23 protein-coding genes and 2 pseudogenes are annotated in these 26,207 nt (G+C 31.5%); 9 read left to right on the forward strand and 16 right to left on the reverse strand.

The genetic code is table 11. From position 1 onward, the window contains the following. Positions 1–80 precede the first annotated feature (80 nt). Positions 81–356, forward strand: coding sequence for a hypothetical protein (locus tag ILT06_RS20320; RefSeq protein WP_098015913.1), 276 nt, complete (start codon positions 81–83; stop codon positions 354–356). Positions 357–426: 70 nt separating this feature from the next. Here the strand turns inward: ILT06_RS20320 and ILT06_RS20325 are convergent, their stop codons facing one another. The 5 genes from ILT06_RS20325 to ILT06_RS20345 all read right to left on the reverse strand — a co-directional run bounded on the left by ILT06_RS20325 (position 427) and on the right by ILT06_RS20345 (position 3,640). After that, positions 427–657: a YuzF family protein gene (locus ILT06_RS20325; protein WP_222655428.1), complete on the reverse strand. Its 231-nt coding sequence runs from the start codon at positions 655–657 to the stop codon at positions 427–429. A 238-nt stretch (positions 658–895) separates the two neighbouring features. Next, on the reverse strand, positions 896–1,129 hold the full coding sequence (locus ILT06_RS20330) for a hypothetical protein (protein ID WP_098015914.1): 234 nt from the start codon (positions 1,127–1,129) through the stop codon (positions 896–898). A gap of 296 nt (positions 1,130–1,425) precedes the next feature. Further along, positions 1,426–1,572 (reverse strand): BC1881 family protein, encoded by a 147-nt coding sequence (locus ILT06_RS20335; RefSeq protein ID WP_000738553.1) that lies wholly within the window; start codon positions 1,570–1,572, stop codon positions 1,426–1,428. Between the two features lie 549 nt (positions 1,573–2,121). Then, positions 2,122–2,583 carry a CarD family transcriptional regulator gene (locus tag ILT06_RS20340; protein WP_180229441.1) on the reverse strand — a complete coding sequence of 154 codons (462 nt, stop codon included), beginning with the start codon at positions 2,581–2,583 and terminating at the stop codon, positions 2,122–2,124. 163 nt (positions 2,584–2,746) lie between these two features. Next, positions 2,747–3,640: an acyl-ACP desaturase gene (locus ILT06_RS20345; RefSeq protein ID WP_222655429.1), complete on the reverse strand. Its 894-nt coding sequence runs from the start codon at positions 3,638–3,640 to the stop codon at positions 2,747–2,749. Positions 3,641–4,182: 542 nt separating this feature from the next. Between ILT06_RS20345 and ILT06_RS20350 the strand changes: the two genes are divergently transcribed. Together ILT06_RS20350 and ILT06_RS33140 are read left to right on the forward strand one after the other, a co-directional pair. Continuing rightward, on the forward strand, positions 4,183–4,482 hold the full coding sequence (locus ILT06_RS20350; protein ID WP_098103626.1) for a hypothetical protein: 300 nt from the start codon (positions 4,183–4,185) through the stop codon (positions 4,480–4,482). A gap of 271 nt (positions 4,483–4,753) precedes the next feature. Further along, positions 4,754–4,846: pseudogene (locus ILT06_RS33140) on the forward strand (TetR/AcrR family transcriptional regulator); the annotation flags it as partial. 69 nt (positions 4,847–4,915) lie between these two features. Here ILT06_RS33140 and alr read toward each other — a convergent pair. Further along, positions 4,916–6,034, reverse strand: coding sequence for an alanine racemase (gene alr, locus ILT06_RS20355; protein WP_308010596.1), 1,119 nt, complete (start codon positions 6,032–6,034; stop codon positions 4,916–4,918). 1,294 nt (positions 6,035–7,328) lie between these two features. Here alr and ILT06_RS20360 point away from each other — a divergent pair. The 3 genes from ILT06_RS20360 (at position 7,329) to ILT06_RS20370 (ending at position 9,410) form a co-directional block, all read left to right on the forward strand. Further along, positions 7,329–7,529, forward strand: coding sequence for a cold-shock protein (locus ILT06_RS20360; RefSeq protein ID WP_000434817.1), 201 nt, complete (start codon positions 7,329–7,331; stop codon positions 7,527–7,529). Between the two features lie 398 nt (positions 7,530–7,927). Beyond that, positions 7,928–8,107 (forward strand): gamma-type small acid-soluble spore protein, encoded by a 180-nt coding sequence (locus ILT06_RS20365; protein WP_222655431.1) that lies wholly within the window; start codon positions 7,928–7,930, stop codon positions 8,105–8,107. 649 nt (positions 8,108–8,756) lie between these two features. Beyond that, positions 8,757–9,410 carry an exosporium leader peptide-containing protein gene (locus ILT06_RS20370; protein ID WP_222655432.1) on the forward strand — a complete coding sequence of 218 codons (654 nt, stop codon included), beginning with the start codon at positions 8,757–8,759 and terminating at the stop codon, positions 9,408–9,410. A gap of 70 nt (positions 9,411–9,480) precedes the next feature. On the opposite strand, the gene ILT06_RS20375 is transcribed toward ILT06_RS20370, so the two are convergent. The 7 genes from ILT06_RS20375 to ILT06_RS20405 all read right to left on the reverse strand — a co-directional run bounded on the left by ILT06_RS20375 (position 9,481) and on the right by ILT06_RS20405 (position 14,129). Beyond that, complete coding sequence (locus ILT06_RS20375; protein WP_222655433.1) at positions 9,481–9,990, reverse strand: hypothetical protein; 510 nt, start codon at positions 9,988–9,990, stop codon at positions 9,481–9,483. A gap of 146 nt (positions 9,991–10,136) precedes the next feature. After that, positions 10,137–10,655 carry a hypothetical protein gene (locus tag ILT06_RS20380; protein WP_000357144.1) on the reverse strand — a complete coding sequence of 173 codons (519 nt, stop codon included), beginning with the start codon at positions 10,653–10,655 and terminating at the stop codon, positions 10,137–10,139. A gap of 9 nt (positions 10,656–10,664) precedes the next feature. Then, a complete protein-coding gene (locus ILT06_RS20385) occupies positions 10,665–11,477 on the reverse strand; it encodes an SAR2788 family putative toxin (protein ID WP_222655434.1) in 813 nt (270 codons plus the stop codon). Between the two features lie 101 nt (positions 11,478–11,578). Next, positions 11,579–12,379, reverse strand: coding sequence for a S8 family serine peptidase (locus ILT06_RS20390; protein WP_308010597.1), 801 nt, complete (start codon positions 12,377–12,379; stop codon positions 11,579–11,581). 480 nt (positions 12,380–12,859) lie between these two features. Next, a complete protein-coding gene (locus ILT06_RS32580) occupies positions 12,860–12,982 on the reverse strand; it encodes a hypothetical protein (RefSeq protein ID WP_255298663.1) in 123 nt (40 codons plus the stop codon). 157 nt (positions 12,983–13,139) lie between these two features. Continuing rightward, positions 13,140–13,367: a hypothetical protein gene (locus ILT06_RS20400; RefSeq protein ID WP_098102778.1), complete on the reverse strand. Its 228-nt coding sequence runs from the start codon at positions 13,365–13,367 to the stop codon at positions 13,140–13,142. 162 nt (positions 13,368–13,529) lie between these two features. Further along, a complete protein-coding gene (locus ILT06_RS20405; RefSeq protein WP_179866088.1) occupies positions 13,530–14,129 on the reverse strand; it encodes a hypothetical protein in 600 nt (199 codons plus the stop codon). Positions 14,130–14,474: 345 nt separating this feature from the next. Between ILT06_RS20405 and tnpB the strand changes: the two genes are divergently transcribed. After that, positions 14,475–15,596 (forward strand): IS200/IS605 family element RNA-guided endonuclease TnpB, encoded by a 1,122-nt coding sequence (gene tnpB / locus ILT06_RS20410; protein ID WP_222655435.1) that lies wholly within the window; start codon positions 14,475–14,477, stop codon positions 15,594–15,596. A gap of 60 nt (positions 15,597–15,656) precedes the next feature. Beyond that, positions 15,657–16,440, forward strand: a pseudogene (locus ILT06_RS20415) (MFS transporter); the annotation flags it as partial. Positions 16,441–16,674: 234 nt separating this feature from the next. Here the strand turns inward: ILT06_RS20415 and ILT06_RS20420 are convergent. Both ILT06_RS20420 and ILT06_RS20425 read right to left on the reverse strand, forming a co-directional pair. Continuing rightward, positions 16,675–17,064: a hypothetical protein gene (locus ILT06_RS20420; RefSeq protein ID WP_098102784.1), complete on the reverse strand. Its 390-nt coding sequence runs from the start codon at positions 17,062–17,064 to the stop codon at positions 16,675–16,677. Continuing rightward, positions 17,061–17,231, reverse strand: a complete 171-nt coding sequence (locus ILT06_RS20425) for a hypothetical protein (protein WP_222655545.1) — start codon at positions 17,229–17,231, stop codon at positions 17,061–17,063. Before ILT06_RS20425 ends, ILT06_RS20420 begins: the two co-directional genes overlap by 4 nt. Positions 17,232–17,427: 196 nt before the next feature. Between ILT06_RS20425 and ILT06_RS20430 the strand changes: the two genes are divergently transcribed. Beyond that, a complete protein-coding gene (locus ILT06_RS20430; RefSeq protein WP_222655436.1) occupies positions 17,428–18,054 on the forward strand; it encodes a hypothetical protein in 627 nt (208 codons plus the stop codon). Positions 18,055–18,293: 239 nt separating this feature from the next. Here ILT06_RS20430 and ILT06_RS20435 read toward each other — a convergent pair whose 3' ends face one another. Next, entirely contained in the window at positions 18,294–25,892 is a 7,599-nt protein-coding gene (locus ILT06_RS20435) for a non-ribosomal peptide synthetase (protein WP_222655437.1), read from the reverse strand. Between the last annotated feature and the right edge of the window lie 315 nt (positions 25,893–26,207).

A 26,207-nucleotide genomic window follows, 5' to 3' on the forward strand; every position in this document is an offset into this window, starting at 1 on the left:
AGATGTGAATTTAGGGGGATCCAATATTTTCTATTCAAATATGATAGAATAGAAGTATATGCAAAACGGAGGAAAAACAAATGAACTCAAACACAAAACAGTTTATTAATGATATCCAGCAAAGAAAGAACAATTATATAGAAAATGTATTAATAGCAATACAACACCCTAAAAAAGAGCAATCTGAACAGGTCATTCAAAATATAGTAGAGAAGATGGATATGATGATTAGTCTAGTTACTACTTACATGAGGATTGAAACAGGATCTACGGAAGAATTAAAAGAACTTCAAAAAGAAATTATTCATGCTCAAGCATATATTCAAAAACGAAAACTTGAAGAAACACAGAGATAAAACCCTGTGTTTTTATTGGGTCGTTTATGACGCCAATCTGTTATAAATTAAATTAGATGTAATTTGATTATTATTTTGGCATAATCCATACAATTTGTTGAATGCGTACGATATATGGCACCGTATCTTCAATGAGCAAATGATCTGGTTTCACATCTTTTAACTTTCCTCTTACATTACCTCTTACAGTTTCAATAACCACATGTTTACCAATTACTGATTGTAATGTCTGATATACGTAGGGATTGGGTACACTTACCATATGTTGTTCACTCAAGTCATTTCCTTCCGAATAACTCATTCTATAAGACTCCTTTCTAACTTACATTCTTTCTCCTAATATATGATATAAATCTTATAAATATGCTAGAAGGATAATTCATTATAGGAACGGAAATAACATTTTAATACGGTACGGTTTCTATTCCTAAATTGCTAAAAAATTATTTATATTAGATTACTTTTACTAGTTAATAGGTAATGATTTAGGGATATTTTGAATGTACATCTAGGTTGTTCCTTTCAAGATATGTATCATTTTAAATGCGCCCTTTATTAGAATAGTACTCATACTTTTTTTGAGATTCTTTCGTAATACGTGCGTTAAGTAAAATTGCTAACAATAAATACACTCCATATTTCCCCCCTGTAGCTCCTATAATAATCACACTGCTACAAACAAGCACAATTAATAGGATAAACGAAACTGAATACATACGGTCATAATTCTTTGACATCTTTTCGTATTTTATGCGTTCTTTCCTTGCATCCATCTAAATTCCTCCTTTAAATTATCCATTTCACTATCAAATAAATCTCGCCCTTAAAAAGGAAACAATATATCGTTATGTAAATTAGTTTGTTTTTTTATCAACTAATTTATATAACGTAAAAAGAAATCCTACCAATATTAAGCTTTCCACCAGGATAATCCCGACCCTCTCCTTCCTTTTAACCCCAACACATCAGAAAAAAGTTACGTATATCCCAGATTAGCTGTAGCAAACAAAAAGGATCTTCCCTTCTCGTAAAGGTTGATCCTTTTCTTCTTTCATTCAACTATTTTTAGCTATTCTTGATTAATTAGAATAACAGCTGGTCCATCTACACGAATTCCACCAACTTCAATTTTTTCATAAGACTCAACTGTAATAGAAATGACGCCTTCTCGCTTCTGTAATTCATTACTTAATTCTTTTGTTAACATTTTTTTCATTTGTGCACTCCTTCTTACTGCTTCATTTACTATTGTAATGTAAATAAGATTAAAAATGGTTTCCTGGTCTGGAAACCATTTTTTTGTAGTTGACCATATGGTGTTACCAGTTCGTTTATCAATTTTACGTAAAGAAGATAAACAATTACTATTCACTGTCTCAGTAGATGTAAGGAACTCTTAAAGAGATAGCGGTGAGATTGATTGTTTTTTCTTCTAGAAATAATGACTTAGATAATATATTACCTAAAACAATGAAAGCCCTACCTCTCTTCCATCCTTACGGATCCTTGTCCGTGCCAGTGTGAATCAGGATTGCAAAAATCAAGTGACTATTTAATCGAGTTATTTGATTAAACTTTGAACGTTCGTAAAAGAAATTTAAAAATAAAAATGGATAAGATTGAAGTAATAACAAAAGAGGTTCCTACTCTAAAAGTGAGTTGAAGAAGTTGAATGTCTTTGAAATGATTTACTTTTAATACTCATCATATTCCCGAAAAATTCAGGATATTTTCGGGGGATTTAATACATTATCTATAATGAATCTTAACAGAAACTTTTTATTTGATTTTCAGTGATCCCTTTAATTAATCCTAGTTCACTAATCAAAAATTCATGTGCGTTATCCAACATTTTTTTTTCGCTTGTATTCAGTGCCTTCTCTTTCTTCATACGCATTAAATCACGTACAACCTCAGCACCTTCTTGTATTTCACCCGTTTTTATTTTGTCCGTGTTCACTTTATACCTTTGTTTCCACGGCAATGATTTATCTGATTCCCCATGCTGAAAAATGTGTATAATCTGTTTTAATGCAAGTATATCAGTAACTGGGCGTATACTCGAACTTAGTATTTTACCCATAGGAATCATGACTTGCATATTACTGATTGACATTTTTATAACATAATACTGTTGTTTTTTCCCTGAGAATTCTTTTTCTTCTATGGCTTCAATTATACCTGCTCCGTGCATTGGATAAACAATGTTATCGCCAATTTGAAACATATAATCCACCTCCATATGTGCTAACCTTCTCAAGCTTAACACACATGTTATTTTTTATCAAAAATTTAATAATATCATAAAATCATTTTTATCGTCAACCACTTTTTTAATAAAAATTAAATTAAGTAAAAAACACCCCCAAAACAATAAGGAGTGTGTCAGCTTACCCTTGAAAACGACCAAATCGATCCCGTATTTTTTTCAATCTTGTGTGGTATTCCAAAATCTCAATTCTTGCTTTTTCAGCTAAAGGTGCAATTGGTCGTAAGTCTTTTAACCCCCAATAATCAACCACTACATCAAGTACTTGATCAAAATATTGTAGTGGTCCATAATTCGCTTCTTTTGCAATCACAGCCATTCTATTTTCAAAATCAGGCATAACGGCACCTGGCATTTTAAAATTCTTAATCACATTGGCAATATGATAGCAATAATTAGGTTCCAATTCCAAATGTGTTCGAATGACATCTCGATAAAACGCATAATGAAGAGTCTCATCTTTTGCAAGACGGCGTAATAATGTAGCAAGATCTGGATCATGCTTACTTGCAACCTTAGCAACATTATTGTAAAACACCATCGTTGCAAGTTCTTGTAGGGTCGTATACGTCATGGCTTCGATTGGTGTATGAAAATCTGGCTCAAATCCACCCTCAACGACTGACTTTCTTAATTCATGTATTCGTTTAGGGTTCACACTTCGAGTGAGTAGTAAATATGTCTCCAATAAATTCGAATGTTGATCCTCTTCTGAAGTCCATGTGTGAATAAAGTCCGTAATAACAGAAAGGGATCCTTTAAAAGTTGCAGATAAATACGTTGTAAACCATGGTAAATTCACTTCTGTTAATAAAGCTGTTTCAATGGCTGTAATTACACCAGAAGGAAGAGTAACTTGACTTTCATCCCAAGGAACTCTTTTAAAGTCCATTCCCTTATCCCATGGTAAAAACTCATGATAACCCCAGTCTATCTTCTGAGCTCTTATTTTATGTTGTTCATACAGTTCTTTTAAACTTGGTTCTAATCGGAAATCTAAATCATTTGTTAGCATCTATAAGTGCCCCCTTTTCTTATCATATAAATAGTCATTCTATTTTTACTCTTAAAATTTTCTACAAATAAATATTACGTTCCTTTTTTAAAGTCAAACATAATAAATTTGTAATAAAATTCTTTAAGAGCGCAATATTTTTATAAGATTTTTTTATATCAAAAGGGGGACCCGTTACATATATTTTCTTTTTTATAAAATAGATACTGAGGCATACAATATGTTAGTTAGCCTAAATAAAAAAACTAACCTCAGTAAATACAGAATAACATTCATGGATGAAGATTATCGTCATGTTGTAAATCTTGGTGAGTGTAAAAAGGTGCATGCCTATAAAGAATCGTTTTATAATAAAGTTTGATAGTGTTTTATACACACTATCAGCTTATTTAGACGTAAAGATTAAGCGCTTGAAAAACAAATATAGTTGATTAGATGGCCTTAAACGACAAATCCCAACAAGATCAATGTACATTGGCTATGGATGAGTTAGACCAAATTTTGTGAAACGGTATACAACACAAAAGGAAGAGGCGATAAACATGCAGTCAACGGAAGCGCATATGAAGGAAAAACAACGTAGAGAAAAAATAGAAATTATATTTAGTCACATGGTAAAAGGAGAGAGTTATTTTCACTGCTCTTCCCATCAATGGAAAAACATTGTATATCAAAATTATAATAGAATACAACAAAAAGAGTTGAAAGTTGAACAACTCATTTCGAAAATAGAAAAATCAGGGATTCATTTTACGCAGCACCGTTCACTCATACACTATCCCGTCATTGATTTTGTAAAATATATAGCTAAGATTTATAATGAACCCCTCGAAATACAATAATCATATTTAAAGGAAACCTTTATAAAAGGTTTATTTTCGAGGCTTTTAACTAAATAAAGCTATTAAATTTCAAAACCTAAAACAAGCATAACCCCGTTCTAAATTTAGGACGGGGTTAAATTATAGTTGTTTAATTTTCGAAATAAGATATTTCACTGTACTCAAAAATATAACAATACAGTTGTTTGAAAATCTTAGGTTTATTCAACAATAGCTCCCTTTTATGGAAGAATTGATTTCAAAATAAATTATAGGAATGGGGTGTTGTAAATTGGGTAGAAGTATAAATTTTAACAAAGAACATGTTTTGAATAAAGCTATGTATTTATTCTGGGAAAAGGATTATGACGCTACATCCATTTCATATTTTTTCAACATAGTGACCTAATACATAACAATCGAGATAATTATGATGAATGCTGTCTTTAGCTGGTTATTTGTAAATTCTAGGAACTCTCTGACCCAAGTTACAAGCAACTTCATACGATATCGTTCCTAACATATTTGCCACTTCATCTAATGATATGAAATAATCCCCTTGACCTCCATATACTACCACCTCATCACCAATATTTACATTCTTAATATCAGTAACATCAATCATACAAAAATCCATACATATTCTACCAAAAACAGGAGCTATTTGTCCGTGTATAAGAACATAAGCCGTTCCAGATAATCGCCTCGAATATCCATCTGCATACCCAATTGGAATAGTTGCAATAATTGCTTTATCTCTTTCAATGTTAGTTGCTCCATATGATACGCCATACCCTTTCTCAAGTGTCTGAATATAGATGACTTTGGTTTTTAACTGTATTGCTTGTTTAAGATTAACTTTTGTTTTATTCACCTCTTTAGATGGATAAAGACCATACATTGAAATTCCAATACGAACCATATCGTAGGTCATATCTGGCATTTCTATTGTTGCAGCACTATTCGCAATATGAAATAGGGGAATAGAAACTTTTCGTTTCTCCAATTCTTCCAATAACCTTTTCCATCGGTTCTTTTGTTTTTCTGCATACCGTTTGTCAGCTTCATCTGCGGTAGCAAAATGTGAGTACACTCCTTCTAGATAGAGCCCATCCATTTGTGACACGATATGGATAAAATCACTTGCTTCTTTTACTTGAAGTCCCAATCGTCCCATTCCTGTATCGACTTTGATGTGAACCTTTGCCTTTTTTCCTAAGATCTGCCCAGACTTTGATAAAGCTTCTGCATGTTCCATATCAAAAATTGATTGTGTTAAATTCCAATAAACAACATGATTTGCTGCTGATGGAGGTGTGTATCCAAGTATAAGTATAGGTGCCTGAATATCTGATTTTCGTAGTTTAATAGCTTCTTCTAAACTGGCCACTGCTAAATAATCCACTCCACTATTAATAGCTTTTTTGGAAACCTCGACAGCACCGTGGCCATAACCATTCGCTTTTACGGTGGCCATTATTCTTGTTGAGTTAGGTATTATTCTTCGAAATTCACTAATATTATGTGAAATATTGCTAAGGCTAATTTCAGCCCATATTGGTCTATACATCATTTCCCCTCACTTTAGGTGAATTTTCAATGATCGTTTCAAGTAGCTCATTAAACGGATTATCCGCTAATTGTGCACTTTTTAAGAACAGACTTTTTTCGTCTTCCCAGGCAATTAATTAACTTCCAATACATAAGGGATACTATACAGGACGGCCGTCTATAAGATTAAAATCGTTAAACACTACATTCATACCCTTGCTAAAATTTTTACATACCTGCACTAATCCCAAAAGGTCCACGCAATATGTATTTTTACGTTCTTATGGTAGGGTGTAGAACCACCAAGATAGATGGTAGCTAGAAAATATGATGGTGGGTCAACTCCCTTTAGAGTAATTAAATTCAAATAAATTTTACAAGGAGTTATTCTATTAAATGGCCCAATTATTGAATAACATGACCAGCATTTTTTAAACAATTTTATTATGTTTTAAACAAATCTATTGTAAATTAAACTTCTTTTTTATCTCTGGACAATTATCTATATTGTTTTCGACACTTAAATGAAAGTAAACCTTTGGGTAAAAGTTTACTTTGGAGTTTTGAATCTTTTATAACTAATTTTGTAATAAATTTCTCAATATAGATATACTCGTTAATTATGGTTCTAATATTCAAAATTGACAAAAAATAAATTATAATAACAATATGATGGTTATCCTTTTGTTTACTCCTTGTGCTAAAGATAAGATCCTGTTCCCGGATCTTATCTTTTTATTTTTGGATTTTAGATACAAAAAAGGAATCCTTAATAGCTTAAGGATTCTGCAACAGGAAAGAACAAACATATAATAATAAAAAGAATTACTTATATTATAATTTAATAATAAGATAAAAATATTGAGAAATTTTAGAATGAATTGAATGTCACTACTCGGGGTACCGCCAGCATTTTGGAAAAAAACCACGCTAAGCAAAAAATAAAATAAGCCATCCATTTGGACAGCTCATTTACATAATTATCGTTATCAGAAGTAAAATTTAACTCGAAAATAGCTAATTTTATCAATTATTGAATGTCTGAAAAAAATCAAATCAATGATATTGTCGAGATCCTTTAGCAACTTCTTGCTGCGATGACTATCATAGTGACTTTTTCTCCAGCAACCACTATTAGTGGTTAATTACCATAAGGACTTATTTTTGAAATTTGCTATTTTTTAGAAAGTATGTTAATTTAAGAAAGACCTATTTTTGTTCGGTTTGAGATTAAGAATAAATTTTGTTTTTCGTCTAAGGTATTTGAGCAAGGGTAGTAACATATGTGTGGGTATCCACACTAGGAGGCAACAATTATGGAACAAGGTAAAGTAAAATGGTTTAATGCAGACAAAGGTTTTGGATTCATCGAGCGTGAAGGTGGAGAAGACGTATTCGTACATTTCTCAGCTATCCAAATCGACGGTTACAAATCTTTAGACGAAGGACAAAGTGTAACGTTTGAAGTAGAACAAGGACAACGTGGCCTACAAGCTACTAATGTTCAAAAAGCTTAATATTAGCTGATGAAAGACCCTCTTGTAGGGTCTTTTTTTGATTTTGTTACAATATTCCGAATACAACTTTTTTAAGGGGATTTGGGGTGCTTAACTTTTAAAAAAAGAAGATGTTAGAAATCATAATTTTAGCATTATGGGCTTTTTTTGAGTTATCTTGCAATTATATTAGGAATACCCAAAAACGGATTATATATAGTTGTAGGATTTCCAATCTTATTTGTTGGTAGACTTTTGATTGTGCATCTATTTCAAAATAAGAATGAAAATGGAAAATAACTTTGTTTGATTGTATATCTTATACACGTCTAGTTAACATAACGATCTATTATTAGCGATCTTATATTTGTTAAAAGCTTTTTGGGATAGTTACGATCCTATTGGGAACATTAATTTTTATGGAGGTGATTGTAATGAATAATAACAAACAACCAAACAAAACTTCTGTAAGAACAAATGGTGCATCTGCATCTAACAAATTTGGAACGGAATTTGCTAGTGAAACAGATGTACAAGCAGTAAAACAACAAAACGCTCAAGCAGAAGCTAAAAAGAACCAACAATCTAGCCAACAATAAACTTAACAAACAAAGGATATTTTCCATAATTGTGGGAAATATCCTTTGAGCAAACTATCCAAGGTGCGATAAGGAATTATTCATGAAACCCAATTACGTAATAGAAAAAGACTACTTCTTTTAACTGGGAAAAGGTAGTCTTTTTCTGTTTTTAAGATGTATATGGTATACAATTTTAGTCAACATAACGTCTTATTATCGGTAGCAAGGAAAAAGGCGGACCCTTACTCTCACAAGGAATCCGCCTTTTTCTTTTTCTATCATTCTATACATCTTTTTATACATTTCTATTGTGGCGCGGGTTTTCGGGTTCTCGTTTGTTACTAGATTAGCCGAAAAACTGTATAAAATCTTGTATGCTCTTAGCGTGATTTTTTTCCAAAATGCTGGCGGTACCCCATCGCTATCAAACTAACAAATGCAACAGATCCAGTGTATTTTAGCATACTTGTAACTATAGTAGTATTAATAAAATGTGGATATGAATATTGCATGTCTTTTTTTCAATTGAATATCGACAGTGAAATTATTCGCAACCATCTGCTGTATTGTTTAGAAAAAATAAAAAAGAGATCCGATAGGTTCTTTTGTCATAATTGATTCCACAATGCATATATTTAGTATGATAAGTGTTTTTTGGAGGTGACGTATGTCAGAAGAAAAAGATTTACAAGGTGCGGCAATAGACCCAAGCTTACTCGGTCCGACACTTCCACCTATTCCACCATTTACTTTGCCTACAGGACCAACGGGACCTACAGGAGTAGCCGGAATAACAGGCCCCACGGGACCAACGGGACCTACAGGAGTAACCGGAATAACAGGCCCCACAGGACCAACGGGTCCAACTGGATTAAACGTAATTGAATCTGCATTTAGAGCTTCTAAACAAGGACCACTAGAGGCACAAGCATATACCGCAGGGGATGAATTAGTTCTTACATTTAATAATGAACAATTTGATTTTGGAAATGAATTTGACGGTGTTTCAACATTCCAACCAAATCAAGACGGAGTATATTCATTAGCAGCAGGTGCAAGATTTAGCCCTAGTAGTACATTAGTTAGATATGGGTTTTCATTCAATATTTTTCTTAACAATGTTGAAGTTATAGTTGCAACTAATAATGTGGATTTTTTTGCCGACTTACTTGTGAATATTTCCACTATATATGGATTAAAAGCAGGAGACAGTGTGCAAGTTATATTTCGTGCTACTACAAATGGAAGTATTGTGGGCGATCAATTTAATCCAACATTCTTTGCGGCATCAAGATTTCCTTTTACAAGCCCGATTCCATAAACTTATTATTGTGTATGAAACAAGAGAGCCAAATTACTCTCTTGTCATATTTGGGGTATCACCACATCCATCAACTTAAGAAAAGTAAACACCTCAAAAACAAAACTTGATAATCCAGCCAAATAATAGATGGAATTTCTTTTGATAGTTGATGACCACATTGTTTCGTAGCACAAATTTTACTAATTGCATTTAAACATACAGTATCCCCAGGTTTATTTGCATCTGGTTTTCCAAATGGTGTAATTGTATGCATCCTAACAGGAGCTGTTGTTTCCTCTTTCTTGAATTCCTGATAAGCTCTAGTTTCCTCATTATTCATTTGTTTTGAATGCACTTCAACAATAAACGGGTTTCCATTAAAAGAACACTCAAATTCTGGCGTTCCAATTCCTTTTTGACATGGTACAGGTTTTACCTCTACGCCTGCCATTAATAAATAACCATATGCGCGTAATTCTCCCAATGCTGCTGAAGACGTTGTATAATCTTTAATCTCCATCATTCTACTTTTCAATGAAGATAACCATTGTTTATTAGTACCATTAAAATGACTTTCAATTAGTTGAGAACATTGCATATGTACGGATAAATAACAAGACTCAATGTAATTAAATACTTTATTATGGAAGAAAAATCAAAAAAGACCAAACCCTTATTTATTAAGGGGTTGGTCTTTTTGGAATTCTCTATAATCTGTTAATATATTCCTTTAAAATATATCAATTATTCGTAATATTTATCATATTCCACTGCATATTTAGTTTTTAATTGTTCTATTAACTTCTCATTAAATGAAATTATATCAAGTACATCCTGATTTATATACAATAAATAATTGTCATTATAAAATGAGATATATGCTGATGGATGCCCTTGAGATACATTTTGACAGTATTTATATACATCCTGATAATTTAAATTTTTTATAGATGCAAAAATTGTTGAACTTGTAAAATTATCGTTCTTTATTAATGTTTCTTTCCAATTTCTAATTTTAGTAAATTTACCTAAACCTGTTTTTTCATGAATTCTTTTACCATTTATAATATATCCACAGATAAAGGAAGAATTTATTTTTTCGTTTTGATTGAATAAATTATCCAAGATATTTTTTAATAATCGAGTGTTATTATTCACAAATAAATCCATATCGAATCTAATTCTATGATTCGAAGTTACTTGAAAAAAGGGAGTTTCTTCAGTATTTGTAAAATCTACTTTGAATTTTTTAAATTTATCCATAATTAGTTATTAATCTCCGATTCTTCTTAATTCTAAATCATAAGTTCCAGATCTAGTTTTCTTATTTCCAAGAGCTTTTACTGAATCAGCACCTTTAAAAGCTCCACCATTGTGGCCATCTTTGTCTCTAGTTATATATTTAGGTTTTCCTTTTTTGTTAAAATATACTCTTGCACCATGAGAGTAATAGTTAGTTTCTGCGTATCCTAATCTGCTTGCAACTGCTTTAGCAAGAGGTTCAGAGTTTTTCATTAGAGTTCTAATAGCAGTTGGTCCATATTTTTTTATAGCTGCTTTTAGACCGCTTTTAACTATGAATGCAACAAGAACAGGAACCAAAGGAAGAGCAGATGCAGTTATTTCTTGTGTATCAATAGAATATTGCTCACCAGTTTCTTGATCCACAAAAATGGCTTTTAAATCTTCACCTTCTACATCAGTCACAAGAATTGAAAAATTCTTCTCTATTTCATTTCCATTCTCATCATTTAGTATTGCTTTAGCACTCATTTCACTTGTTTCAATATTATATTCCAATGTACTTTCCATTTGTACTTGATCAGTATCTAATATTGATTCAAAAGTGTCTACATTATCAACAACATTTTCAGTTATTTCAATTTGTTCGGATGATTCTATCCCTAAATCTTCCTTTACATCAACTTTAACTTCGGTATCTATTTTACTAGTTTCATTGTTTTCGGTAACATTTACAATTTCTTTTAATGCAGAATCATTTTCTTGCGTTGCATATACAAACCCTGTAGGAACATATGTAATGAAAAGCGCTGTAATTATACTGAAGATAAAATATTTTTTCATTAAATTCTCCACCTTATTCTTTTATTTGTACTAATCCCATCCCAAATTTTTCTTTCGCACCTAATTTTATTGCTCCAAAGCGTAGATCCTTTTCTATGTCTTTACTCCCATTTTGAAGCAATATAGAAACAATCCCTGTTGTATATTGCATAAGAAGTCCCGCTTTGCATTTCAACCTCTCCATGTATGTTTAATACTGGTACATCTACGCCTGGTGCCACAAAATCAACCTTGCCTTGGCCGGCATAAGCATATAATTTCATATCCTTATCAATAGCAGAAATAGATAATACTTCAGGGTATTTAGCAGGGTAATCAGTAGACAAGCCAATGGTATTTCCCGTAGCAGCAATAATTATTATCCCTTTATTTGATGCATTTCTTATCGCTTCCCTTAACTTAGGGTCATCTTTAGAAAAGCCAAAACTTAAATTGATAATATCAACACCTTGTTCAACACTCCAGTTTATCCCTGATATTATATCCGCTATTTTTCCACTACCCTTTTCATTTAAAACTTGAACATCATACAATTCAACAGCAGGATTAATTCCCACCACATTATTTCTACTTTTTGTAGAAGCAATGATACTTGCAATCATAGTTCCATGATCTAATATAGCCTCTGTCTCAAAAGTATTATTAAGCGCATTATAACTTTTCTTTACCTGGCCTTTAAGTCCCTTTATGTCCTGATTAATCCCACTATCTAAAACAGCTACTTTCACAGTTTTAGAACCTGCAATTTTGATTACATGTTCAGGAAATAACGTACAAACTGCCCAATTTTTCTGGCAACTCCCCTCTGAGATAACATAATTATTAGATACTTTTTTAGTACATCCAAACATGATAAATAACACTAAAGCGCATACAAATAATAATATTTTCTTTATAAACACCACTCCTTTTTAACGATTCCTTCAAAAAACGTCCCCTTGTAATGAAGAGGATTAATCAACACAAACTTAAAGTTCATATGACCCTTTAAATATTAAAGTCAATTGAATTTAATAAAAATACTGTTTTTTACCAATATTTTCTGGTATATTCAATGGGAACAGATACCAATATTTAAATAAGTTTAATATTCGTATAATACGATAAATATATTTTATAAAGATAAAATTACTTACTAACAGAAGCAATAAGTAAAGTATAAATCAACATAAAAAAGCAATAATTTCCTGTCACGAAAATATGATAGGAGATTATTGCAGTTATTTAAAATAACTTTATTATACATAAAAAAGGTTTTTGGACAAAGGTTTATCAAAACTACAATAATTTCTCAAAACTCTCTTTCCATGCCACAAAAACCTTATCAAAATATAGTTTTTCAGCTTTTTATTACTTATCACTTCAGAAACAATAGCCTTTCCTTATTCATCTTTAATGATTTTAATGTATTCTACTTCTTGAATACCTCCTTCTTCATTAGGATTATCCAATAATATAAAACCAGATATGCCTTCTCTTATAAGGTCATCAATTGCTGCTTCCATAGAGTCTAAATAACTTGTTGTCCATTATCCCATTTTGCCCTTATAGTTAAAAAGGCTAGTTGTCCATAAGTATTTAACTTACCCCCACAAAAATCTTCCTTTTTGATTGTACTAAAACTTAATAACTATGTTTGAAACTGATGATCCTATTAAGAATTTATCTGTCACTTTTTATTTTATAAATACTGTTCTTTAGCTTAGGCTTCTTGTGTAATCGTACTTTAGTCCCATTAATATCTAAGTCAATTTTTTCTTCCTCTAAAGCCTCAATTTTCTCTTTATGTTCCTTTTCAATTCTATCTCTTTCTTCTTTTTTCTTAGTCGCCTTGGGACCAATTACGAACAGAATTAAGAATATACTCACCATGACAACAAAAGTAGTCACTAGTACCTCTCCCCCCTTTGCCAAAACTTCATACAACAGAATTCCTTTTAATGTCCAAGACTTAATTCAGAAAATTAGAGGAGAACAAGTGCTAGTATAATTACATAGAAAAATAATAGAAATTACCTGCACTATTCCCTTCTTCCCCTAGATAAACATAGATTATAAATGGCGCAGCAAGGCCGGTACTATCAATGTCATTACAAATATAAAAATTGAACTATATCTCAAACTCGAACTCCATTTCCCATATTTCGGATGTTCAAATTTCTTATAAAGCATACCTAGTGCTAGAGATATTAAAAACATTAATACAGCTGTCCCTAAAATTATTGAAGTGATTAAACCCACCATATTACTCATAAAAGTTTGAAAATCAAAAGAACTTGTTGTCAACATTAACACCGGTAGAATCCTTATTAATAGTATGAGAATGAATGACCCTACTCCAAAAGATATAGATCTTTTTTTCCACTTTATATGTTTAAACCATAAAGAAGCTCCAAAACCTAATAATGATATTAAGATTACTACAGAAAGAATAAGGAAAATAACATCAAAGAATGCAGGCACACTCGCATGGACTGCACCATCTATTTTATCTCCCCCATCTTTTATTACATCACTGCTGCCATTAAACAAAGAACCAAACCAATCTACAATCCAATCGGTCATCCAAGAAATATCAAATGGTAAATCTTCATTTTTTGTTTGTGCAGGAGCAGCTACGTTATAAACCTCCAAATTATCCTCCCCCTTAATTGAAATTAAGTCCTTTACTTTAAGTATATAAACTTAACGAACCAAAACTAAGAAAATATCAAATCCTATCTTATCTTATTAGATAGAAGAACCACACTTTCGAACTTCAATTCTGTACCTCTTTATTCACAACTAACATTTTTTTATCATTTTAGCCAAGAAGACTCCTTCCTCAAGGGACGTGAAGGGTCACAGCCCAGTGAGTAGGTGGGAGATGAATTGGCTTTGAACAAAGGATGGCAGGAAGCCATCTTAATTGTTCGACATACATAAAGTGTTACTCCATTATCTATCGAATGTACGTTCGGTAGATAATAGTCATATACCGAAATGGAGGTGAATGAAATGATGATTAATAAAGCCTATAAGTTTCGTATCTATCCAAATAAAGCACAAGCAATTCAAATCAACAAAACGATTGGTTGTTCTCGTTTTGTATTCAATCATTTCCTATCCTTATGGGATCACGCATACAAAGAGACTGAAAAAGGCTTGACCTATGGTACATGCTCTGCCAAACTACCTGCCATGAAGAAAGAGTTTATTTGGCTAAAAGAAGTGGATAGTATTGCGATTCAGTCGTCTGTTCGCAACCTTGCGGATGCCTATACACGCTTTTTCAAAAAACAAAACAGCGCCCCTCGCTTTAAATCTAAGAAAAACAACGTACAATCTTATACCACAAAACAAACAAATGAAAACATTGCTGTTATAGAAAACAAAATTAAATTGCCAAAACTAGGGCTTGTTCGATTTGCCAAAAGTCGTGAATTAAAGGGACGTATTGTAAATGCTACAGTTAGACGGAACCCTTCTGTTAGATATTTTGTGTCATTGTTAGTTGAAACAGAAGTACAAGAACTTCCGAAAACACATTCTTACATTGGAATAGATGTAGGACTAAAAGATTTCGCCATTTTGTCAGATGGAAGACCCTATAAAAATCCGAAGTTTTTCCGATCATTAGAAGCTAAGTTGGCGAAAGCACAGCGTGTTCTTTCTAGAAGAATGAAAGGATCTTCTCGCTGGAATAAGCAACGAGTAAAGGTAGCTAGAATTCATGAATACATTTCAAATGCTAGAAAAGATTACTTAGACAAAATCTCAACTGAAATCATCAAAAACCACGATGTTATCGGTATAGAGGATTTGCAAGTATCGAATATGTTAAAGAATCATAAGTTAGCAAAAGCAATTAGTGAAGTATCTTGGTCGCAATTTCGATACATGTTAGAATACAAAGCAAAATGGTACGGCAAACAAGTCATTGTCATATCGAAAACATTTGCTTCCAGCCAATTATGTTCTTGTTGTGGATATCAAAACAAAGACGTTAAAAATCTAAACCTACGTAAATGGGACTGCCCCTCTTGTCGTACACACCATGATAGGGATATTAACGCAAGTATCAATCTAAAGAATGAAGCGATAAGGCTTCTAACCGCAAGGACTGCGGGGTTAGCCTAATCAACTAGAGTTCGATAGAACTCTTTACTTAGGAATCCCCCTCTTCTAAACGAAGTGAAAGTGGGGGGAGTTCAATCTAGCTATATGGTTCCTAAAATCAGAGAAATCGCTACTTTATGAAGCGCCTTAACCTTTGTTTTCATCGGGGGATTATTCTCAATTGTTGTAAATAAAGACAGATTTAAAGCCCTAACCATAAGCACTAACAAATTAAGTGGATTACTAAAGGGCATTACCATCGCATTTGAAAATCCTAAAGTTGGTATAGGTGGTATTGTTATAATTATAAACTCGGCCGCTCAGTTTGGATTTGTTGTTTTCCTGCCCACTTATATGATGAAATATAATTTTACGATGACTGAACGGCTACAAATTTTGGGTACTCTATTCTTTGTAAATATGGTGTTTAATATTATTTTTGGTATTGTTGGAGACAAGTTTGGTTGGGTAAATACGATAAAATGGTTCCGAGGAGTCGGTTGCGGAATTGTAACTCTTGCACTCAATTATGTACCACAAATGGTAGGACATAATTATTGGGCTATATTATTTTGTTGCCTGTTGCTATGGAGCAACACTTGCTGGTTATGTACCTCTTACAGCATTAGTCCCATCTTTATCTCCTGAAAATAAAGGGGCTGCAATATCTGTCTTAAATCTAGGTTCAGGATTATCAGCTTTTGTTGGGCCATTAGTAGTAACTGCTTCCATCGGTCCATTAGGGGTAGGGGGCGTAATGTGGATCTTTGCTGGGTTGTACTTCTTTGGTGCATTTTTAACTCATTTCCTTACTATTCCAAAGGAAATGGTAACAATTTCACAGTTTATTCTCAAGTACCATTAAGCGCAAGTTTACGCTAGAGATGTTATTTGAAAAATAATGTTTTTGAAAAAAAGTAGTTGCACTTGCGACTACTTTTTTTATAGGGTCCATTGTAATAGATATTCGCGCCAATATAAATACCATCTTTCAACTTTTTCAAAAAATAAACTGTTTATTTAGATGTTATGTACAAAAAACATAGAAATATTTAATTCCTACGTTTTTTTATAGGTTAATCAATTTATTCATATACTATTACAATTCCTCAAATTCATCAATCTCAGCTTTACGCTTTAAAAATAGTTCCATATCTTTATTCTCTCTTTCAATTAAACCGAGAGCATGTGTATTATCCAAGGCCAACTCTTTATATCCCCATATATAATCTATAGTTGTATCTTTCACATGTCTGTGTTCTGAACAATACCCTTCTATAGGTTGTAACGCATCGGATATTTTAAATAATTCTGCTGGATACCAAGATGGCATATTTCCACGTTCTCCTAAAATTAAATATGTCAACTCACCACTTTGTAACTTACATATGCCATAAACAATATACTCCTTCTTAATAACTAAGTTAAATGTTTCCTCGGTTTCCTTTGTTAGATAATCTCCAATGTTGTACAAACAAGTTACTTTCATAATAAACGCCCCCTTATTAATTTTTTATCTCTAAATTTAAAATCATCAAATTCACCACTTTTTATATTTTTAAAATAATGTATTTCCACACCATTTACGCCTAGGATTTTTCTTTCCCCATTTCGCACGAAGGTTCCTTTTTGCTCTACGGTAACAATTTCATACATACACATCTTCATTTCCATTTGAATGATAAATTATTAAATCAAGATTTATTATTATGCAAAATTACATTTCAATCGTAGTTGATAATCATTCTTATTGTAACTATAATGATTACATGTTAGGTGATATACGAAAGTTATTTACGAATTAAACCTAACTGCGCATTTAACTACAACCGGAATGGAGATGTTATAAGGTATGAAAAAAATCATTTTAGCTGGTGCATTAGGAATTGCAGCTCTTGCAGGCACAAATCTACCAGGATTAGAAGTAACAAAAGCAAGTGCAGCTTCTATCGAGTCAAATTTATCAACAATTGAAGGGCGTGTAGTTGAGGTTACTGATAATGTTATCTCTGTTGAATCAAAAAAGTATTCTGAGCCTATTAGTATTTATTTAAACTCTACACCAAATGTAAAAGTTGGTGATCAAATAAAAGCTACTGGTGCAATGATGCGTAATTTTACGGACTATATGATTGCAGAGTCAATTGAAAAGGTTCAAGGTACTGATACATTACACCAGGGAAGTTATTTAAAACATGTTTTTGCATACGAATATGAAATAGGACATGTTACAAAAGTAGATAAGTTTAAATCTGGAATAGAAGAATATAATTATGTAATTGTTCAATATACTGGAAATGACGGAAGTAAACGTAATGTTACAGTTTATTTGACACACGGGCAGAAATTTAATGTAGGTGAAAAGGTTAAAGTTCATATGGCGAACGCTGAAAGAAGTAATGAGTGGTCGATAACAGATGAGATTGAAAAAGTTAATGATTCTCAAGCATTAACTGATGATCGATGGATTTGGTCTTAATATAAAATTGTATTTTTTCTCTTATTGAAAAGAATTATTTGTCTTGGTTAATTTTTTCTGTTAGTAATATGAAGAATTGAAATATTATCTAACCAACTAAATGTATAAACCTTTTAATCGAAAAGAACTTGTAGATAAAACTACAAGTTCTTTTTACTTTTCCAAATAATAAGCGAAAGTAAACAAATATTCAAAACTTCATATTTATAAACCAATCTGTTCAAAATCGATAGTATATTCTATAGCAATATTGGTTCTTTAATGGTTGGTAAAAACTCGATACTCATAGCATAATTTAATAACAAATTGATATACTCTTGATTTGGTTCTAAACAATGTACATTCTTTAAGTATCCTTGCGTGTATAAACAAGATGGTATAGCTACTGATAACTCTTCTACAGATTCTAATAAAGGCATTATGAGCTCTAAAGCTTTCTGTTCATCAGTAGTTAGATTCGTATCAAAAAACTTCTCTATATACTTTTCTTGTTTCATTAACATAATATCGTATCCAAAATCTTGTAAACTATTTATAAATTGGTCCCATTTAAGTTGATTGGGATTACAAATATGCATGGTTTTATTTACTGTATTGGCCTTATAGGATAATTCAGTAATAGCTAAACTTCCATAGTCTACAGGCGTTAAATCTACATACGTATTGATTTCAGGTGCTATGCTAGATAGGCATATCCCTTTTAATAATCTATAAAATGCATTTTCATTTATATTGTATTGAAATTTACCTGTTTTAGAATTACCCACTAAATTCCCCACACGATATATCGTGGCACGAACTCCTTTTTCCATTGCTTCTCTGACCATTTTCTCGCCTTGAAACTTACTTTCTAAGTACACATTATCTAAATTTTGCCCTCTATCAAAATTAGACTCAAAGAATTCAAATTCTTTTGGATCGCTTTCAGCCTGACCTACTACACTTAAAGTCGATATATAATGAAAACGTGCATTTGTATTCTTAGCTAATTCCAATAAGTATTTTGTAGACTGAACATTTACCTTTTGAAAATGCTCACGTTCCCCATAGTGTCTAACTTCTCCACCACAATGTATGATTGACTCTACCTTATTCTTTAAATAGTCCAATTGCTTTGAATCTAGACCTAGATTCATCAAAGATAAATCTCCTTCAATTAATTCTACTCTCTCCTCCAATTGTCGAAGAATTTCTTTACCGAAATAAAACACCATTCTTTCTTTCAACTTTGCATCAATTTCTTGATTCTCATTTTTTCTTACTAAGCAGTAAATAGTCGTAGATGGCAACTGTAATAACCGTTCTAAAATATGTGCTCCTAAATATCCTGTTACTCCTGTAAGGAAGACTACTTTTGGATAATTCACCATATCTAACTCACATTCTTCTATTTTAGTTCTTTTATAAACAGGAGTCGTTTTCGTTTCATTTCCCATACATGCTACATTCATATTTTTCTCTTTCTTGAACGACATTTCTTCCATTTCTTCAATATGAGAGGCTAATTTTTCTATTGTTTTATACTTAAAGAAATCTTGGATTTTCAAATTAGGGTATAACGGTTTTAATTTAACTAATGCCGGCATAACTTTTAAAGAATGTCCACCCAAATTAAAGAAATCATCTTTTAAACCTATAGATTTAATGTTTAGAACTTCGGACCATACTTTTGCAATGTTTTTTTGCACTTTAGTTTGAGGCTTAAGTATACACTCATCTTTTTGCTCATTATCAAACTCTATTTCTGGCAGTTTTTCGAAATCAATTTTCCCATTAGCCGTTATTGGTATTTCTAACACATGAGAGTAATATTTAGGGATCATATATTCTGGCAATACTTTTGATAAATGCAAAGCTAACTTATTTTTCTCTATTTCTAAACCGTCCACTGTTTTATAATAAGCTTGCAATAGCATTCCATCTTTCGTTTGTGTTACCACAGCCTGATTTATCCCCTTAAGTTGTAACATTGCATCTTCTATTTCCCCCAATTCAATTCTGTGTCCTCTAATTTTAACCTGCTTATCTTTTCTTCCCATAAATTCTATATTTCCATTTGGTAACCACCTTGCTAAATCACCGGTTCGATATAATCTTTTACTATTATCTGCTGAAAATAGATTCGAAATAAATGCCTGTTTTGTTTTCTCTTCCTGCTTCCAATACCCTTTGGCTAATCCTAAGCCCTCAATATATAATTCACCCATGCCACCTACCGGACAATGTTGCATATATGAATTCAATATATGAACCTTTGTGTTAGAAATTGGAATACCAATCGGTATGCTACCTAAAATGTTATTTTCGCATTCTAATTCTGGTATGAAATAGTACATCGCTGAAACAGTTGCTTCAGTAGGACCATACTCATTTACCAGTTGCACTTGGTTTTTAAAAGTATTTTGCCAACTCCTAATAGCATTTGTTGATGCAGCTTCCCCTCCCATTATCATAAATCTTAAAGAACGTATCTTCTCGCTATCCGGTTTAGTTAATGATGTCGATAATTCATTAAAAAATACTGTTGGTAAATCAGAAATAGTTGCTTGTATTTCTTGGACTGCTTGGGCATATTCGACAGTTGAATAGCGCTGTTCATCACTTAATACATACAGTTCCGCTCCATTTAACAAAGTAGAAAAAATTTCCGATACAGAAGAATCAAAACTATGAGAATAAAACTGTGTTACTTTATCATTTGGAGAAATCTGAAATACTTCATTTCTCCATTCAACTAAATTTAATACTCCTTTATGCGTTAATAATGTACCTTTTGGTTTGCCTGTTGATCCTGAAGTATAAATCACATATGCCAAATCATCTGGCTTATTAAAAATTTTCACATCATCATTTATAGTCGTACGATATATATCCTCTATTATTGAAACCGTATAATTGCTTAAATTCAAATGACTTTTGTATCTGTTACTCGTTATAATTCTACATGCCTCGCTATCACTAACTATATAATTTATTCTATCCTCAGGGTATTTTACATCGATTGGTATATAGGCAGCACCGGCTTTTAATATTCCAAGCATAGAAACGATACTATTCATACTTCTATCTAAAAATATGGCTACCTTATCACCTCTTTTTATACCTTTTCCGATTAAATGTTGAGCTACTTGATTAGAGCTTATATTTAATTGTCTATATGTTAAAGATTCCGTTTCAGTCGCTATAGCAATCCGATTTGATTGTCTTTCTACTTGCTTATAGAATTGCTCCTGTATATTTTGAAAATAAGGATATGGTCTTTCTGTCTGATTTACCTTTTTATATAGAGATTCTTCCTCCTGTGATAGGAATGAAAGATTTTCATATGCTACTGTTCGTTGATGAATAAATGCGTCCAGTATATTAAGTAAATTTTGAGTAAACCTATTAATTGACTCTTCCTTGAAAAGATTAATATTATACTCAAATGAAATCTCTACATAATCCAATCCTTCTTCAACAGCTAAAGAAATATCAAACTTACTAACATCTTGTTTATTAGGTAACAATTGAAGCTTGTACGCATCATGTTGTTGCAGAATATCTTTCTGATAACTAAACATAGTAGAAAAGATCGGGTTATTTCCAAAGCTTCTATCCGGATTTATTTGCTCAATTACTTTATCAAATGGGTATGATTGGTTTTGGAAAGAATTCAAACATTTTTCTCTCACTACTTGTAATAGCTGTTTTAAATTTTTCACATCATTTAATTGTGTTCTAATTGCTAAAGTATTTACAAAAAATCCTTGTATTTGTTCAAATTCTTGATAATTCCTTCCAACAACCGGTGTACCTACAATAATGTCTTTTTGATCCGTTAGATAATGTAACAATTGAATATATGCTGCCAAAAATAGCATATACATCGAAACATTCTCTTGTTCACATAATTGTTTCAAAGACTCTTTCATTTTATTATCTAACTTCATTTCAAATACTGTACCTCTATTTGTACTTTGACGATTCTTACTAAAATCTAAAGGAAGATTTAATATAGGAAGAGGCGCTGCAAGTTCGGCCATCCAATAAGATTTTTCGGTATCCCACCGACCTAATTTTAACTGCTCCTGTTCCCACTCAACATAATCTACATATCGATTAGAAATAGTTGGCAACTCAGGATTTCTTCGTTTAGCAAAGGCACTATATACCTTCATTAATTCATCTAATAAATTCCTTACACTCCACTCGTCAGTAATAATGTGATGTAAATTGATATATAAATAGGATTTTTTCTTATCAAAATTAAAAATTCTAATCCGGAAAAGCGGTCCATTTTCCAAATCAAATGGTGTATGATCCGTTTGCTTTATTGTTCTACGTATATATTCTTGTTGTTCCTTTTTAGCCATGTGTTCAATCTCATGGTGTATCAGGTCAATCGCTATTGATTTTAATATGACTTGTCTAGGCTCCCCACTTTTTTCAATAAACACTGTTCGGAGCATCTCGTGTCGTTCAACTAAAAATCTTATGGCGTCTTGTAAAATATCTTTTTTCAAACTCGGCTCTATATATATGTGTAGTGGTGTATCATATACTTTATTAATACCGTTAGATTTATTTAAAAACCAGATTCTTTTTTGAGCACTTGATAACTGATAACTTTCCTTATCTACAACTTTTAATATTTGCATCTTCTGTTCTTCCCTATCATGATTTACTTCCATTAATTTATCGATGTAAGCAGATAGACTAGCAATTGTTGTATGCTCAAAAATATCTCTAATTTCTATTTTCAAATGAAACTCTTTTTGAATTTGATTTAATACTTGCACAGCAATTAATGAATGTCCCCCAAGTTTAAAAAAGTCACCCTCTCTGCTGATTCTATATTTCCCTAAATTTAAAATCTCTGCCCATGTTTTTGCCAACCTTTTTTCTGTTTCATTTTTTGGTGGTACATATTGATTTTGCATGTTTTCAAGTAAAGATGGGATTTGTAATTCTAATTTTTTTCTATCAATCTTACCACTTGGTGATAATGGAAATGTTCTAAGATGAAATATATAATTTGGCATCATAAAATCTGGTAAACTTTCACTTAAGAATGTATTTAAGTCCTCTTGTTTTATCTCTGTATTGTCTTTTGATACATAAAAGCTAGCAATTTTGTCATTTTGATAAGTTACTACTACTGCATCTTTTACCTCTGGGTGTTTAAATAATGCTCTTTCTATTTCATCAAGCTCAATTCGATACCCACGTAGTTTTACTTGATTATCTTTCCTTCCGATAAATTCTAAGTTTCCATTTGGTAAAAGACGTACTAAGTCCCCAGTACGATATATTTTTTTATTGCAATTATATGATTTTCCGAAAGAATTAAATGCCTCTTCTGTTTTTTTCTTTTGATTTATATATCCTTTAGCAACCCCATCACCACCAATGAATAATTCACCTACTACTCCTGACGGACATAACGTTTTGAACGGACTGACCACGAAAACTTTACTATTAGCAATTGGTTTACCTATTGGGATATTAGAAGTTTCTTCTTTTATCTCATGATTTACTTCATAAATGGTTGTACATACAGTAGCTTCAGTAGGACCATATGCGTTAAGAATTGGAATCTTTAACCCTACTTTACTTTGCCATTTACGAACTGATTCAGCAGGTATGGTTTCCCCTCCTACAAATACACATTTTAAGGAATTTAATTTAAGCAACATTTCTTTTGACATATCAGCTATTAATTTAAAAAATGCAGTTGGTAAAAGAACAAATGTAATACCATTCTTGTTAATTACATTTATAAATTCTTCTGCAGAACGTTTTTCCATTTCAGAAATTAAATGCATTCTTCCTCCGCATAACAAAATCGGAAACATCTCCATAATGGAGGCATCAAAAATCATTGTTGCAAATTGTAAAAATACATCATTTTTGTCTAAATTAAATTGATTCATTAATGAATATGATAAATTAATTACTCCTCTATGTGGTACAACTACTCCTTTTGGTAAACCTGTTGAACCTGACGTGTAGATAATATACGCAGCATCTTCTATGGTATGTGTAGAAGCAATATTTTCTATAAAATCAGTGTAATGAAAATCCTCTAAATAAATTGTATGAATCGCAAAACTTTCAATTAATCCCCTGAATTCTTTCTTTGTAATAATCATTTGACTTTCACTATCTTTTAATATAAATTCTATTCTTTTTTCAGGAAACTTTGGATCGATTGGTACATAAACTCCACCTGATTTTAGTATACCTAGAATGCATACAATTGTATCAATCTCTCTCACCATAGTAATACTTACACGCTGTCCCTTTTTTATATCATTTTCACGTAAATAATTCGCAATTTGATTTGACCTTTGCTGCAAGTCATAATAGGTAATCGATTTATCCCCCATTGAAATCGCTATTTGATTTGGCGATTTTAATGCTTGTAGATCAATTAATTGATCTAATGTTTTTGAATTAGGATATGCAAGAGTATTTGAGTTTATATCTTTGTATAAACGATGATCCTTTTTTAAAAGTAAATCCAATGATTGAATAGGTTTGTTCACATTTTTCATTAGTTTTTGTAACAAATATATATATCTTTCAACTAAATCATTCATACTATCTGGTTTATATAATGCTGAATTATAGTCAACCTCAATTTTATTCTCTGTTTCCCCTTCATATCTCATTATTCTCCAGGTCATGTTAAAAGGATTTACTCTTTTACAATCTGTTAAAACTGTGGACTCAATATCCGGAATTTTCAATTGAGGTATCCTTACCGTATTAAATGCTGTTGAATATATCATATTATGATGTGTATTATTATTTAGATTTAAATATTTTACTATATGTGAATATGGATTATGTTTATACTTAATAGCCAAATGAACAGATTTATTCACCTTGTTAAGTATTCTCTTAAATGTATCCCCTTTTTCTATTGTTATACGTATAGGTAATGTATTAACAAAATAACCAAAAGCATTCCCTTCTTCCGTGTGTGGTCTAGTATTAATTGGAATACCTACAATAATTTCTTCAGCATTTGTCATTTGATGAAGCAAGGCACAATAAGTACTTAACATAACCCGATAGACACTTATGTTATTTCTTTTAGCAAAACATTGTATTTGATAAAATAGATCGGCATCAATATTCTTACTTATATTTTTGTTCGTATATATCGGTTCATTCATTTTATTAATAGTAGCAGGAAACTCTGTAGGAGGTAATTCACCTTGTAAATAATCTTTCCAATAGGATGATCCTTCTCTATATATTGCACTGTCAATAAAACATTCCTCAAATTCTACGAGGCTCTTATAAGGAGATTCTAATACTAAACCCGTATTTTCTTGAAGTAATTCACAATACGTATGAGACAATTGTTGGATAAAAATCCCTAAACTACATCCATCATAAATAATGTGATGAAAAATCATATGTAAAATAAATTCATCTTCACACAATTTAATGATGTGGAATTTAAACAAAGGCCCTTCTTCTAAATTAAATTTCTCATTCACTATAGAGTCTAAGAATTTTTTAAAAATAAATTTTTGTTCTGTGTTTTTAAAAGTAGTTAAATCCTTAATTGGTATATCAAAATCTATACTCTTTTGAATGAATTGTTTAATTTTTTCGTCCCTCTTAATAAATAGTGTACGTAGCGCCGGATGAGATTGCACCATTAAAGTAAGCGCTTTCTTCAAAATCTCTATTTGAAGATTTCCTTTTAGCTTTATTATGGTAGCTTCATTGTTCATTCCATTTTCTAATTCCATTTGATGAGCTATCCATAATGCTTCTTGCCCTACTGTTACATCCAATTCTTCTACAATTTCATATTGCTTTTGTATTTCCTTCATATGAATTTCTCCTTTTATAAATATTTTAAAACGGATAATATTTACAGTTACAACTATATGTACATATTCTACGATTTGTAAATGTATTTTTTTCGACTAAATCCAACATTTATTTTACTTATTGCATAGTTATTAAAATTATGAATAAAATTCATATTTATACCGTGAAAGTTCATACTTTTATTCAATTTAAGCATAAAAAATCATTTTATTAATAATTCCAATTACTTTTTATAAAGTAATCTCATATATATTTATTAAAGTATATACTCTAATTTATACCCCAAAAATAAATTCAAGAATATTCCAACTGGT

The organism is Bacillus sp. 17RED48 (assembly GCF_019837545.1).
In the GTDB taxonomy this organism is placed as follows: domain Bacteria; phylum Bacillota; class Bacilli; order Bacillales; family Bacillaceae_G; genus Bacillus_A; species Bacillus_A wiedmannii.